We start from the raw sequence: 14,192 nt of genomic DNA, 5'->3' as shown, positions 1-14,192 counted from the left end.
ACGGTGGCGCGCACCGGCACCGACGACTGGGCCAGCTTCTGACCAGCGGAGCGGACCGGGTTCAGTTGCTGTACAGAAAGCCCCGGCCGGTGCCGCTGAGGTAGATCCGGCCATAGACCTTCTGGTCGGCGGCCATCGCGCCGATGCCGCCGAACTGGTGCGCGTCGTCGTTGAAGCGCGACCAGGTGGTGCCGCCGTCGTCGGAGCGGTAGACGCCCCACACGCCGCCCGCCACGCCCACCACGTAGACCGCAGCCGAGTACGCAGCGCCGGCCTTGGCCTTGCCCAGCGCCACCGCGGTGGCGCCCTGCACGTCGGGCCACGCGTTGCTGCCCGTGATCGACGCAAACCGGCTCAGCTTCGTCCAGGTCGATCCTGAATCCACCGAGTGGTACACGGCGTTGCCGTCGGCCAGCCAGAGGTCGCCCTCGGTGTTGGGGTTGACCACGAGCGAGGTGTTCGCGAAGTAGTTGGGGGCCAGGCCAGCGGTCACCGAGCTCTGGCTCAGCGTGAACGTGTGGCCGCCATTCGTCGACACGTAGACCTTGCCCGGCGTGCCCCACCAATTGGCGCCTGAATCGTAGGCATAGACCTTGTTCGGGTTCTTGCGATCTGCGGCCAGATGGTAGGCGCGGGGGTAGATGTCGGAGACCGGCGGCAGATTGGTCGGGACCCAGGTGGCGCCGTTGTCGGTGGTGTAGGACGGCACCGAGTACGCGGGCGCCCAGACCGCCTTGTTGCGCGCGGTGACGGCGATGCTTGCTTCGCCGTTCGTGTTGGCCGCGGCACCGGGAGCGAGGGTGGCGAACGGCGTCCAGGTCTTGCCACCGTCGCCGGACCAGACGCCGAAGGCGGTACCGGTGCCGAGGACGACGCCCATGCTGGCGATGTAGAGCGGGTCGGACCACGCCATGTCGGCGGCGAAGCCGTTGCTCCAACTGGTGCCCGGCGTCAGGGTCGGCTTCGTCGCGAGATCCGCGTGCACCCAGGGGCCGACGTCGCCCGAACTGTTGATCACGGTGTACGTTGCCTCGGCCGGCGGCGTGGCGAGGCTCAGGACGGCAGTCTCCTCCATCCCCTCGACGACCTCGTTCCAACTCGGCGTTGACGAGGAAGCGTTGCGGGTTTCCCAGGCGCCGCCGCCATGGACGTGCAGAACGCGGTCGGGGTTGAGCGGATCGATCTCGACGTCGTCGGGCCATCCCCAGAAGGCGCCGTCGGCCGGCGTACGCGGCATGGTCGCCGCGATCTCGCGCCAGGTCTTGCCGCCGTCGGCGGACCACTGAATGACCTGCTGGCCGCTGTAATTGCCCCAGGAGTTGGTCACGCCCAATGCAATGCGGGTGCTCGTGCCGGTGCCGGAGACGGACAGGCCGCCGAGGCCCAAGCCCGTCCCTGTCCCGCCGCTGTTGGGGTCCTTCAGCAAGGTCCAGTTGGTGCCGTCGAACTTGTAGAGCCCGGCGGGGCCGGAGGCGCCCGGCCCTGGATCCTTGGTGAAGACAACATAGAACATGCCGTCCGCAGCGCGCACCATGTGCGGAATGTGGTAGCCGGAGATCGGGGTCGACACCGCGGTCCACGAAGCGCCGCCGTTGGTCGACTTGTACAGGTTCGAGCCCAGGCCCGCGGTGCCGACGTAGTCCGGGGCGATGGCCGCGTAGATCGTCTGCGTGGCCGAGCCGCTGCCCTTGGTGCCGGTGTCGAGCACCACCAGCTCGACGCCCATCGCGCTGCCGACGCCCAAGTCATTGACCTGATCCTGGGTCAACTTGGCGCTCGACAGCGACGTGACCTGGGCCCAGGTGAGGCCCGAGTCGACGCTCTTCCACAGGCCGGCCGTGCGCGAGCCATAAAACAGCGTCGAGGGCTTGTTGGGGTCGACCGTCAGGCGTTCGCCGATGGCCCGGCCGGGGCTGTTGCCCGCCAGGGGAAAGGGCAGGCCGACGTGGGTCCAGTGGTCACCGCGGTCGCTGGAGATGTACAGGCGGCCATTGCCACCGAACGTGTACATGCCGGCGGCCAGGTAGACGAGCTTGTCGTTGTTCGGATCGACGGCGATGCTTTCGATGCCGTGGAACCGTTCCTCGCCTCCGCCGAAGCCCAGGCCGTCGGTGATGGGCGTCCAGGACGACGCGCCCTGGTTCCAGCGGTAGGCGCCACCGACGTCGGTGCGCGCGTACAGCAGGTTGGCGGTGCCCGGATGGAAGACGAGGCCGGTGACGTAGCCGCCACCGCCGAACTTCACGCTCTTCCAGGGGGTGGCCTGGGCTGGTGCCGGCGCAGGCGAGGGTGCAGGTGCAGGCGAGGGTGCAGGTGCAGGCGAGGGTGCAGGTGCAGGCGAGGGTGCAGGTGAGGGTGCAGGTGCAGGTGCAGGTGCAGGTGCAGGTGCAGGTGCAGGTGCAGGTGCAGGTGCAGGTGCTGACCCAATCGGTGCTGCAGCGGTGTCGGAGTCATGGCCTCCCCCGCAGGCAGACAGCACCATGGCGCACAGCAGTGCGCTTGTCGCGGTGGCGCGTTTGGGGCGTTGGCTTGGCATGCTCATCGTGAAGATCCTGTTGCGTCAAAGTCAGTGCGGCACGCTCATGTCGCTCGACATGCAGCGCCCTCGATTTCGGCGCCAGTGTGTGAGTCGCGCTGTCAGCAAAGCTGACCAAACTTGCGGAGTCGACGGACGCCACGCGGCGCGTTGTCGCAGCGAGACGTCATGCAACAGGATGAAAATCAACGTGAATCGGAAGACGCCGAATCGGGTCCGCAAGTGCCGCAAATTGCGCCAGAGCGACGAAATTCGACGCCCTCAAGCTCCTCCGTCAGCACCGACCCAGCGTTCCTCCGACAGCTTGAGGTGCATGTGCATCGCGGACTGCGCCGCCAGGGGGTCGCGCGCTTCGATGGCGCGAAGAATGGCCTCGTGCTCCTTCAGCGCAAGGTTCCACGTGCGGGCGTTCTCGTAGCGTGAACTGATCTTGGCCGAGATGGGGCTGTGACGTTCGTCGAACAGCTCCGCCACGATCCGCACCATCACCGAGTTGCCGCTCATCTCGGCGATGGTCAGGTGGAACTGCCGGTCCTGGTCGATCGGCGTGCGGCGTTTGGCGACCTCGCTGCGCATGCCCTTGACGATCTCGCGCAAGCGCAGCAGCGCCGGCTCGGTCCCGTGCACGCACGCAAGCATGATCACCGAACCTTCGAATGCCGCGCGCGCCTGCATCAGCTCGCTCGGGCTCTCGCCGAGCGCGGCCGTCGTCTCGGGCGCACGTTCCGCCCGGGGGCACACATACACGCCGGATCCGCTGCGGATCTCCACGCTGCCTTCGACGTCGAGCGCGATCAGGGCTTCGCGCAGCGAGGGTCGCGACACACCCAGTTGCTGCGCCAGGTCGCGCTCCGGCGGCAGCCGCGTGCCGGTGTCGAAACCGCCTTGCTGGATGAGTTCGCGGATCTGGTCGGCGATCTGCTGGTAGAGCCGGCGGGGCTCCACCTGCTTCAACTGGAGGGTCATGGCGGGTCCGGAAAATTGGCCTGACCATGATAGCGACATCGTTTGCCCGATGCCGCCCTGGAACGCACAAGCGCCATGGCACGTTCAGGGAATGTCCCAGGTCCCTGGAGAGTTTTGGTCAGGCCAAATCGAAAATCGTTGGTAAGGTGGTTTGACCAAACCAACGGCGGCCCGAACCCGAAACCCGACAGGAGACACGACTTGCAGCTTCACGCAGAGCCGGCCGGCACGGTGGACTCGCCGCGCCGCGCAGCGCCCGAACCCTTGCTGAGCCTGCACGGCATCGGCAAGCGTTTCCTCGCGGTGACCGCGCTGCAGGGCGTGAGCTTCGAGCTGCGCCGCGGTGAAGTGCATGCCGTGTGCGGCGAGAACGGTGCGGGCAAGTCGACGCTGATGAAGATCGTCAGCGGACAGCTGCAGCCCGACGAGGGCCACATCGCGTTCAAGGGTACGCGGACCCGCTTCGCGTCGACGCGCGAGGCCGAGGCCGCCGGCATCGCGATGATCCACCAGGAGCTCAACCTCGTGCCCCACCTGTCGGTGGCCGAAAACATCTTCCTGGCCCGCGAGCCGCGCCGGGGCTGGTGGATCGACCGGGCGAAACTGCAGGCCGGCGCGACGGCCTGCCTGCAGCGGCTGGGCGTGGACATCGCCCCGGCTCAGCAGGTGCGCACGCTGTCGGTGGCGCAGCGACAGATGGTCGAGATCGCCAAGGCGCTGTCGCTGAATGCGGAAGTCCTCATCATGGACGAGCCCACCTCGTCGCTCACCGAGACGGAAACCGCGCAACTCTTCAAGGTCATCCACGAGCTCAAGCGCGCCGGTGTCGGCGTGGTCTACATCTCGCATCGGCTCGACGAAATGGCGCACATCGTCGACCGCGTGACGGTGCTGCGCGACGGCCGCCACGTGAGCACCGATGACTTCGCCGCGACGACGGTCGACAGCATCGTCGAGCGAATGGTCGGCCGTCCGCTGGAAGACAAGTTCCCGCCCGCCACGCGGGTGCCGACCACCGAGGTCCTGATGTCAGTGCGTGGCCTGGCGCGCAAGCAGGTGTTCGAAGGCATCGGCTTCGAGCTGCGGCGCGGAGAAATCCTCGGCTTTGCGGGGCTGCTGGGGGCCGGGCGCACCGAGGCCGCGCGCGCGGTCTTCGGCGCCGACCTGCCGGACGCCGGCACCGTGCAGCTGGGCGACCAGGTGCTGCGCATCCGGTCGCCGCGGGACGCGATCCGCCACGGCATCGCCTACCTGTCGGAAGACCGCAAGCACGACGGCCTCGCGATCGACATGCCGCTGGTGCACAACGTCAGCATGGCCAACATGGCGGCGGTGTCGGGTCGTGCGGGCTTCATCCGCTTCAAGGACGAAGAGGCGTCCGCCCGGCGCTTCGTCGACTCGCTGGCCATCCGCACGCCGTCCGCGCGCCAGCTGGTGCGGCTGCTGTCGGGCGGCAACCAGCAGAAGGTCGTGATCGCCAAATGGCTGTTCCGCGACTCGCGCGTGCTGTTCTTCGACGAGCCCACGCGCGGCATCGACGTGGGCGCGAAGTACGCCATCTACCAGCTGCTCGACGAACTCGCCGCGCAGGGCATCGGCGTGGTGCTCATCAGCTCGGAGCTGCCCGAAATCCTGGGCATGACCGACCGCGTGGCGGTGTTCCATGCCGGGCACATCACCGGCACGCTCGACACGCGCAGCACCTCACAGGAAGAAATCATGCATTTCGCCTCGGGCCGGCCGGCACGCGCGGCCGCATGACCAGGCCAGGCACCCCATGACCGACAAGCAGAAAGACCTGTTCCAGAAGTTCGCGGCGCTCGCGAGCCTGATCGCGCTCACCGCGGTGTTCTCGTTCGTGAGCGATTCGTTCTTCTCCGTCGGCAACGGCATGACGGTCGCGCTGCAGGTGACCTCCATCGCCTACCTCGGCATCGGCGCGACCTGCGTGATCATCACCGGCGGGATCGACCTGTCGGTGGGCGCCATCCTCGCGCTGGCGGGCGTCGTCGCGGCGCTGGCAGTGAAGGCGGGCCTGCCGGTGCCGCTGGGCATGCTGTGCGGGCTGGTGGTGGGGGCCTTGTGCGGGCTCGTCAACGGCCTGTGCGTGACCTTGCTCAGGCTGCCGCCGTTCATCGCGACGCTGGGCATGATGATGGTCGCGCGCGGCGTGGCGCTGCAGATCACCGATGCCAAGGCCATCGGCGGGCTCGGAGACGGCTTCGCGGCACTCGGCAACGGATCGCTGGCACGCATCGTCAACATCGGCGCCGACGGCTTTCCGGACGTCGTGTTCCCGGGCATTCCCTACCCGGTGCTGCTGATGATCGCGCTGGCCGTCGCGGTGGCGGTGCTGCTCAACCGCACCACGCTCGGCCGCTTCATCTATGCCATCGGGTCGAACACCGAAGCGGCGCGCCTGTCGGGCGTGGACGTGCGCGGCGTCACCGTCTTCGCCTACGTGCTGTCGGGAACGCTCGCGGGGCTGACGGGCTGCGTGCTGATGTCGCGCCTGGTCACCGCCCAGCCGAGCGAAGGCCTGATGTACGAGCTCGACGCGATCGCTGCCGCGGTGATCGGCGGCACCTCGCTGTCGGGCGGCGTCGGAACGATATCGGGCACCGTCATCGGCGCCTTCGTGATCGGCATCCTGCGCAACGGCCTGAACATGGGCGGCGTGTCTGCCTTCACGCAGCAAATCATCATCGGTCTGGTCATCCTGCTCACCGTGTGGATCGACCAGATGCGTCATCGCAGATGACACCTCACCGGCAGGACCGCCCGGGAATCGGAGAGAGACAAGCTCGTTCATCAAGAGGACTGACATGAAGAAAATCCTGACCACCGTGTTCGCATCCACGTTCCTGTTCGCCGCCTCGGCGGCATCGGCCGCAGACAAGGAGATCGCCGTCATCGTGAAGACCGCGAACTCCGATTTCTGGCAGAACGTGAAGAAGGGATCGACCGCCGCCGCCGGCGAGCTCAAGGGCTACACCGCCAGCTTCCAGGGCGCGGCGTCGGACACCGATCTCGCCGGCCAGGTCGCGCTGGTCGAGAACGCCGTGAACCGCAAGGTGGCGGCCATCGTGCTCGCGCCGTCCGATCCCGATGCGCTGATTCCGGCGATGAAGAAGGCCTGGGAGGCCAAGATCCCGGTGATCCTGATCGACTCCGCGGCCAGCGACGCGGGCAAGGACTACTACCAGTCCTTCCTCGCCACCGACAACAAGAAGGCGGGCGAGCTGTGCGCGCAGGCCCTGATCGACAAGGTCGGCACGACGGGCAAGATCGCGATCATGTCGTACACGGCAGGCTCCGGCTCGGAGATCGGCCGCGTCGGAGGTTTCCGCAAGTACATCGAAACCCACTCGAAGCTGCAGGTCGTGGGCCCGTTCTATTCGAACTCGCAGATGGGAACGGCGCTGAACCAGACCACCGACGTGCTCGCGGCGAACGCCGACCTGAAGGGCCTGTTCGGCGCCAACGAGCCGACCGCGATCGGCATGGGCCGCGCGCTCGTGCAGTCGGGCAAGGCAGGCAAGGTGGTGGCCATCGGCTTCGACGGCAACGGCGACCTGCAGGGCTTCATCAAGGATGGCACGCTCGAAGCCATCGCCGTGCAAAGCGCCTACCAGATGGGCCACCTGGGCGTGAAGACCGCGGTGGAAGCGAGCCAGGGCAAGACCGTGCCGAAGTTCCGCGACACCGGTGTGGTGATGGTGACCAAGAAGAACATCGAGTCCACCGAAGCGAAGAACGTCCTGTACTGAGCGACTCGAAGGGAGCGTCATGCTGACTGTCATCTGCGACACCCCGGGCACCTTGCGTGTCGTGGACAGGGAGATGCCCCTGCGCGGCGAAGGCGAGGTGCTGCTGCGGGTGCGGCGGGTGGGGGTGTGCGGCACCGACCTGCACATCTTCACCGGCCACCAACCCTATCTCGAATACCCGCGCGTGATGGGCCACGAGTTCTCCGGCACCGTGGCCGAAGCGCCCGCCGGCAGCGCGCTGGCGGTCGACGACCCGGTGTTCGTGATGCCCTACCTGTCGTGCGGCAGCTGCATCGCGTGCCGCCAGGGCAAGACCAACTGCTGCGTGGCCATCCAGGTGCTGGGCGTCCACCGCGACGGCGCCTTCACCGAGTACATCAGCGTTCCGCAAGCCTTTGTCCACAAGGCGGAAGGCGTCACGCTCGACCAGGCGGCGATGCTCGAATTCCTGGCCATCGGCGCACATGCCGTGCGGCGCGGCGATGTGCAGGCCGGCCAGCGCGTGCTGGTCGTCGGCACCGGGCCCATCGGCATGGCGGCAGTGACGTTCGCCGTGCTGCGCGGCGCCACCGTCGCCGCGCTCGACACGCGCCGCGATCGCGTCGACTTCTGCTGCGAGCACCTCGGAGCGCATGCCGGCGTGGTGATCGGCCCGAGCGACGAAGCGGAGCTGTCGCGGCTGACCGGCGGCGACTTCTTCGACGTCGTGTTCGATGCCACCGGCAATGCCCGCGCGATGGAGCGCGGCTTTCGCTTCATCGCCCACGGCGGCAAGTACGTGCTGGTCTCCGTCGTGCGCGACAACATCGCGTTCGCCGATCCCGAGTTCCACAAGCGCGAGGCGAGCCTGCTGGGCAGCCGCAACGCCACGATGGAGGATTTCGAGACCGTGCTCGCCGCGATGCGCGCCGGCCAGATCCCGCACGCGGCGCTGAACACGCATAGGCTCGCACTCGCGAACCTGCCCGCCGACTTCGTGCAGCTGCTCGACCCGTCGCGAGGCGTGGTCAAGGCCATCGTCGAGTGCTGAGGGGTCGCACGATGGCGCTGCCCATTCTTCAGTTCGGCACCGGTCGCTTCCTGCAGGCGCACGTGGACCTGTTCGTGTCGCAGGCGCTCGCGCGGGGCGAGGCCCTCGGCGGCATCGCCGTCGTGCAGACGACGGGCAGCGCGCAGAGCACGGCACGCACGGCGGCGCTGGCCGGCGGCGCGGGCTACCCCGTCGAGGTGCGCGGCCTGCTCGACGGGCGCCGGCTGTGCGAGACCGTGCGCGTCGATTCGGTGCGGCAGGCCTGGCATGCGGACACCCATTGGCCGCAGATCGTCGAGGCGGTCGCCACGGACGTCCGCGTCATCGTGTCGAACACGGGCGAACGCGGCTACGCGCTCGATTCCGCCGATGGGCCGTCGCTGTTGTCCGGTGGCACGGTCGCGCCACGCAGCTTCCCGGCGAAGCTGGCCGTGCTGCTGTATCGCCGCTGGCGGCATCAGCCGGGCGGCGGCCCGTCGCTGTTCCCCTGCGAACTCGTGCCGAGGAACGGCGACACCTTGCGCGCGATCGTCTGCGAACTCGCGAAGTCGTGGCAGGCGCCGGGCTCCTTCATCGACTACCTGCACGACGAATGCGTGTGGGTCAACTCGCTGGTCGATCGCATCGTGTCGGAGCCGCTGGTTCCGGTCGGCGCGATCGCCGAGCCGTATGCCCTGTGGGCGATCGAGCGGCAGCGTGGCATGGTGCTGCCGTGCACGCATCCGGCCATCGTCCTGACCGACGAACTGGGGCGCTTCGAGCGATTGAAGCTGATGCTGCTGAACCTCGGCCACACGTTTCTCGCCGAACGCTGGCTGGCCGGCGGGCGGCCGCGCGATGAAACCGTGCTGCAGGCCCTGGGCGATGCGCTGTTGCGCGCCGAGCTGGAAGCGGTCTGGCGCGACGAGGTGATGCCGGTGTTCGACGCCCTCGGCGAAGGCCGCGACGCGCGCGACTACCTCATCGTGCTTCGTGATCGCCTGCTCAATCCTTTCCTGGCCCACCGGCTGGCCGACATTGCGCAGAACCACCCGTCGAAGAAGCAGGCGCGCATCGGCCTGCTGCTGTCGCATGCGGACAAGCTGGGATTGCCGCCGACGCAGACGCGGCTGAGAGCGGCGATGGCCACCGATGAGGAGCTGCATTCATGAAGCGAACCGGTGAGAGCAGGGGCCGGATGCTCGTGACGGGCGCGGCCGGCAAGGTGGGGCAGGCCTTTCTTGCGCGCGCGCTGCACGACCCGGCGTTCGACCGCTTCGTGTTTCGCGCCTTCACGCATCGACGGCCGCTCGACGCGCACGATCGCCTCGACTGCGTGCAGGGCTCGATCCAGAACCGCGTCGACGTCGACCGCGCGCTGGACGGCGTGACCCACGTGCTGCACCTGGCCACCAGCAAGGAAACGCCTGACGACGTGATGGACGTGGCCGTGAAGGGCATGTTCTGGTTGCTCGAGGCCTGCCGCAGCAGCGCCAGCTTCGAACAATTCCTGCTGGTCGGCGGCGATGCCGGCGTGGGCCATTTCTTCTACCCGCACCCGGTGCCCGTCGTCGAGACGCAGGCCCACAGCGCCTACCCCGGTTGCTATGCCTTGTCGAAGGTGCTCGAAGAAGTGATGCTGCAGCAGTACTTCGTCCAGTACGGCCTCAACGGCTGCTGCCTGCGCGCCCCCTGGATCATGGAGAAGGACGACTTCAGGTTCCAGTTGTCCTTCGGCCCCGACGTGTTCGGCGGGCCGCGCTGGTGCGAGCTGGTGGGCGCCGAAGCGGCCGCCACCCATGTCGCCAGCGGCGCGGTCCCGGTGATGCTCGACGAGGCGGGCGTGCCGGTGCAGCGGAATTTCGTGCATGTGGACGACCTCGTGGACGCCATCTGCACCGCGGTCGATCACCCACGGGCGCGCCAGCAGCTGATGAACATCGCGATGGACGAGCCGGTCGACTACGGCGCGCTGGGCGACTACCTCGCGCGCACGCGGGGCGTGCCGCTGGTGCCCGTCAAGACGCCGTACCACTCGACCTGGCTCGACAACACCAAGGCCAGGTTCCTGCTCGGCTGGCGACCGAAGTACGACATGGCGAGGCTGGTCGAGGCCGCGTGGTCGTATCGCCGCGCCGTCGACGACCCGCGCCACGTCTGGTACCCCGGCTGAGGGCCACGGCATCACTCGGACCCGGGTGGCATTCCGCCATGCCGGCCTGTTCTGTTCCATCGGAAGGAGACATCATGCAGATGAACAAGAGAACGCTGGTCGCCACGCTGCTCGCCGCGGCGGGGGCGTCGCTGCTTCCCGGCTTGGGCGCTGCCGCAGGCAAGCGGCTGGTGATCGGTTTCGCGCAGACCGGCGCGGAGAGCGAATGGCGCACGGCGAACACCGAATCGGTGAAGTCCGCGGCGAAGGCCGCCGGCGTCGAGCTGAAGTTCTCCGACGGGCAGCAGAAGCAGGAGAACCAGATCAAGGCGATCCGGGCCTTCATCGCGCAGAAGGTCGACGTGATCATCCTCGCGCCGCTGGTGACGACCGGCTGGGACACGGTGCTGAAGGAAGCGAAGGCCGCGAAGATTCCGGTCATCCTCGAGAGCCGCAACGTCGAGGTCAAGGACCCGACGACCTGGGCCTCGTTCGTCGGGTCGGACTTCGTCGAGGAAGGGCGGCGCGCCGCCCGCTGGCTGCTCGATCACACCAAGGACACGCAGGGCGACGTCAACATCGTCGAGCTGCAGGGCACGGTCGGCTCCGACCCGGCGAACGACCGCAAGAAGGGCTTCGAGGAGGTGATCAGGACGAACCCGCGCTACAAGGTCGTCCGGTCGCAGACGGGGGACTTCACGCGCTCGAAGGGCAAGGAGGTGATGGAGGCCTTCCTGAAGGCGGAGGGCAAGAAGATCAACGTCCTCTACGCACACAACGACGACATGGCGATCGGCGCCATCCAGGCCATCGAAGAGACGGGGCTGAAGCCGGGCAAGGACATCCTCGTCATCGGCGTCGACGCGGTGAAGGGCGCCTTCGAAGCCATGATGGCCGGCAAGATGAACGTGTCGGTCGAATGCAGCCCGCTGCTCGGGCCGCAGCTGATGGAGGCCGCCAAGAAGGCGGCGGCCGGTGAAACACTGCCGCGCTGGATCAAGACCAACGAGGGGGTGTTCCCGCAGGAGGTCGCGGCCAAGGAGTTCCCGAACCGCAAGTACTGAGCGTCAGCCGCAACCCGGCGGTGCGGCCATCGACACCCCTGCGCACCGTCACTGCATCAGCGCCGCGACCTCTGCGGCACTCAGCGCGCCCGCGTGCACGCGGAAGTCCTGGATTCGGCCGTCGAACGACGGATGCCCCCAGTTGCGCCCCAGGAAGGCCACCTGATCGCCAACCTGACGCGGCGACAACAGGATGGCGTCCGAGCTCGCCACCTCGGTGCCGTCGACGTAGAGCCGCCCGGTGCTGCCCTGGAGCGTGACCGCCACATGGACCCAGCGCCGGATGGGCAGGAAGCCCGGCGCCTCGACGACCTGCTCGTCGTTGTGCCCTGCGCCGCAGATCCCGAAACGCAGCCCCTGGCCGGCCTTGGGCGCGATCCGCATGGACGAGAAGCCGTCGTGTCCGGCGAAGAACAGGCAGCTGTCCCAGCGCAGCGAATTCGCATAGGCCCACAGCGACACCGTGAAATCGTCCAGGCCGCTGAAGATCCCCGGCGGCAGTTGCAGGCCGGCCGCCTTGCCGTCGAACGCCACGGCCTTGTCGTTGTTCAGGCGTCCCTCGCCCCAGGTCGCCCCGTCCAGCAACGTGCCCTCGATGGTGGTTCTGCTGCCGGCCGGGGTCAGCAGCGTGCCGGCGGTGCCGGTGCCGTTCATGCCGTTCAGGGGCATCGACAAGCGCGTCTCGCCGGACACCGAGGCCCGGACCGAGCCCGAGCTGGCGCTGGTGCCGCCGCTGCCCAGGGCGGTGACCTGGTAGAACCAGGTGCTCCTGGGCGCGGCGTCGGTGTGGGTGAGCAATTCGTTGGCCGCGACCGTGGCCAGGTCCGTGAAGGGGCCATCGGCACTGGCGCTTCGCCTGACCACATAGGACGTCGCGCCGACGCTGCCCCACCACGACAGCACCGCGCGGCCATCGCGCACCGGGGCGGTCAGGCCGGACGGCGGCTTCATCGGCCCTGCATAGGCCGGGCGGCGGTGGACGAGGGTCGGGAACACCACGTCGTCGCCACCGCTGGACCCATAGTTCGGCTCGCACAGCGGCACCATGCGCGCGACGTTGGGCGCTGCCAGGCCCATTCGATTCACATAGTGGTTGTAGATGGGCTCCCAGGCGTTCCTCTTGTGCTGGAACGACTGGTTCACTTCCGTCCACAGCGACGTGTGGGGTTCCGGCGGGTTCTGCTCGCGTGCATACGGCATCGGGTACGTGTTGCCGTTCTCGTCCAGCAGATTGGAGCGGGCCACGTATTCGGCTCCCGCGAGGAAGCGGTTGTCGTACAGCCCGTAGAGGTCGTCGCCCTGGCTCCAGGCCATCTCCAGCAGGTCGCCACCCAGCGACATGCCCAGCGTCGAGTGGCCCTGGTCGCGGCCGCTCTCTTGCCACTGCCCGAAGTGACCCGGGTGCATGAAGTAGACGGCGTGCACGATGGAGCCATTGCCGAACATCGTCAGCTTGCCGCGGTTGTTCGCCGCGTAGTAGTCGCAGGCCTGCCGGTACAGGTCGGGCCGGTCGCAGAACACCCCGATGGCCAGCGTGCCGCACAACGAGGCCATGTCCCAGTTGGCGTGGGAACCCGGGTGCGGCCCGCTGAGGAACCGCGACGAGATGCCGACGAAGACGCTCGTGAGCATCTCCTGGAAGCGCGCCAGGCGCTCGGGCGGCCAGCCGGGGTAGCCACGCATGATCTCGCCGGCCTGGGCCCATTGGTGGCCCTGCATGCCGGCCAGCAGGATGAAGGTGTGGTCGTCATGGGCGGTCGAGCCCTCGGGCACGGTCCCGATCACCTTCAGCGTGTTCGCCCACGCATCCAGTGTTTCCACCGCCTTGTCGGCATAGCGCGTGTCGTCCGACAGCCGCCAGCGCAGCGCCAGGCACCAGGCGCGCTGGATGTCGCGGTACATCGCGAACTTGCTGCTGTCGGCGCGATAGACACCGGCGAGCGGATTGGGCTTGCCATCCAGGCTGGCGGCGCGGTCGGCGCACAGCTTGTTCCACCAGCCGGTCCACGGCTGCTGGCCGGCCTTGATGTGCTCGCGGATGCGCGCGAAGTCGTCATCGGTGACCAGCAGTCCCGGGTGACGGAAGACGCCGCTCACCGAGCCGGGGACGCTCGCGGACGGGCTTCGCCCCTGGCCTCGAGCCTGCGCGGACTGGCCGGTGTCCTCGGCGCCCGCGCCGCATCCGGACAGCAGCGGGAACATCGGGAGCAGGCCCAGCCCCAGAGAGAGCGCACGCCGTGCGGGATCGGGCAACTGACCGAGGTCGGTGCGTTCCGGGAATGTCTTCGACACGTTCACGTCCTGGTTCTCCTCGTTGAGCTCAGCGGGGAAACGCAGCGGGGTTGGCCAGGTAGGCCTTGGACAGGCGCGCGAACTGGCCGCCGTCGTTCGTGATGTCCGCCGACGTGTCGTCCCCGGGACTGAAGACGATCGCGAAGGTGCCGTTGCCCGCGTACTGGGTTGGATGCGTCAGCATGTACTGGACGTGGTTGTCCCGATAGTGCTTCGGTGTTCCGCCGGGGGTCGTCGAGGGCACACCCATGGGGGTCTGCCAGTACAGGATCGGCAGGCCGCCCAGGTGGCTGCGCACGATGCTCCAATCGTTGATGCCCTGGTTGAAATTCGGTGTGGTGACGTTGTTCTCGTCCAGGTAGAACGGGCCGGGGCCGCGATTCGCACAATTTGGCACGGGGTT

Annotated in this window: 11 protein-coding genes and 1 pseudogene; 7 read left to right on the top strand and 5 right to left on the bottom strand. The window is 67.9% G+C overall.

What is annotated here, in order from left to right; genetic code table 11:
- Positions 1-61: 61 nt before the first annotated feature.
- The 3 genes from BUE42_RS15895 to BUE42_RS15890 all read right to left on the bottom strand — a co-directional run bounded on the left by BUE42_RS15895 (position 62) and on the right by BUE42_RS15890 (position 3,490).
- Positions 62-2,245, bottom strand: coding sequence for a dockerin (locus BUE42_RS15895; protein ID WP_073466086.1), 2,184 nt, complete (start codon positions 2,243-2,245; stop codon positions 62-64).
- Complete coding sequence (locus tag BUE42_RS33030) at positions 2,242-2,454, bottom strand: hypothetical protein (RefSeq protein WP_159445428.1); 213 nt, start codon at positions 2,452-2,454, stop codon at positions 2,242-2,244. Before BUE42_RS33030 ends, BUE42_RS15895 begins: the two co-directional genes overlap by 4 nt.
- Before the next feature lie 343 nt (positions 2,455-2,797).
- Complete coding sequence (locus BUE42_RS15890; protein WP_235002388.1) at positions 2,798-3,490, bottom strand: FadR/GntR family transcriptional regulator; 693 nt, start codon at positions 3,488-3,490, stop codon at positions 2,798-2,800.
- Between the two features lie 213 nt (positions 3,491-3,703).
- On the opposite strand from BUE42_RS15890, the gene BUE42_RS15885 reads away from it, so the two are divergent.
- The 7 genes from BUE42_RS15885 (at position 3,704) to BUE42_RS15855 (ending at position 11,497) form a co-directional block, all read left to right on the top strand.
- Positions 3,704-5,263 carry a sugar ABC transporter ATP-binding protein gene (locus BUE42_RS15885; protein WP_073466084.1) on the top strand — a complete coding sequence of 520 codons (1,560 nt, stop codon included), beginning with the start codon at positions 3,704-3,706 and terminating at the stop codon, positions 5,261-5,263.
- A 16-nt stretch (positions 5,264-5,279) separates the two neighbouring features.
- Positions 5,280-6,263, top strand: a complete 984-nt coding sequence (locus tag BUE42_RS15880; protein ID WP_073466083.1) for an ABC transporter permease — start codon at positions 5,280-5,282, stop codon at positions 6,261-6,263.
- Between the two features lie 64 nt (positions 6,264-6,327).
- Positions 6,328-7,272 carry an ABC transporter substrate-binding protein gene (locus BUE42_RS15875; protein WP_073466082.1) on the top strand — a complete coding sequence of 315 codons (945 nt, stop codon included), beginning with the start codon at positions 6,328-6,330 and terminating at the stop codon, positions 7,270-7,272.
- Between the two features lie 19 nt (positions 7,273-7,291).
- Positions 7,292-8,302: a zinc-binding alcohol dehydrogenase family protein gene (locus BUE42_RS15870; RefSeq protein WP_073466081.1), complete on the top strand. Its 1,011-nt coding sequence runs from the start codon at positions 7,292-7,294 to the stop codon at positions 8,300-8,302.
- Between the two features lie 11 nt (positions 8,303-8,313).
- Positions 8,314-9,453 carry a mannitol dehydrogenase family protein gene (locus BUE42_RS15865; protein ID WP_073466080.1) on the top strand — a complete coding sequence of 380 codons (1,140 nt, stop codon included), beginning with the start codon at positions 8,314-8,316 and terminating at the stop codon, positions 9,451-9,453.
- Positions 9,450-10,454, top strand: coding sequence for an NAD-dependent epimerase/dehydratase family protein (locus BUE42_RS15860; protein WP_143171531.1), 1,005 nt, complete (start codon positions 9,450-9,452; stop codon positions 10,452-10,454). Before BUE42_RS15865 ends, BUE42_RS15860 begins: the two co-directional genes overlap by 4 nt.
- A 74-nt stretch (positions 10,455-10,528) precedes the next feature.
- Positions 10,529-11,497 carry an ABC transporter substrate-binding protein gene (locus BUE42_RS15855; protein WP_073466078.1) on the top strand — a complete coding sequence of 323 codons (969 nt, stop codon included), beginning with the start codon at positions 10,529-10,531 and terminating at the stop codon, positions 11,495-11,497.
- Between the two features lie 48 nt (positions 11,498-11,545).
- Here the strand turns inward: BUE42_RS15855 and BUE42_RS15850 are convergent, their stop codons facing one another.
- Both BUE42_RS15850 and BUE42_RS33025 read right to left on the bottom strand, forming a co-directional pair.
- A complete protein-coding gene (locus BUE42_RS15850) occupies positions 11,546-13,789 on the bottom strand; it encodes a LamG-like jellyroll fold domain-containing protein (RefSeq protein WP_073466207.1) in 2,244 nt (747 codons plus the stop codon).
- 28 nt (positions 13,790-13,817) lie between these two features.
- Positions 13,818-14,192 (bottom strand): annotated as a pseudogene (locus BUE42_RS33025) (hypothetical protein); the annotation flags it as partial.

The organism is Rhizobacter sp. OV335 (genome assembly GCF_900142965.1).
In the GTDB taxonomy this organism is placed as follows: domain Bacteria; phylum Pseudomonadota; class Gammaproteobacteria; order Burkholderiales; family Burkholderiaceae_C; genus Rhizobacter.
The sequence above is the reverse complement of the archived record's forward strand: the minus strand, read 5'-3'. Positions and strand labels throughout refer to the sequence as shown.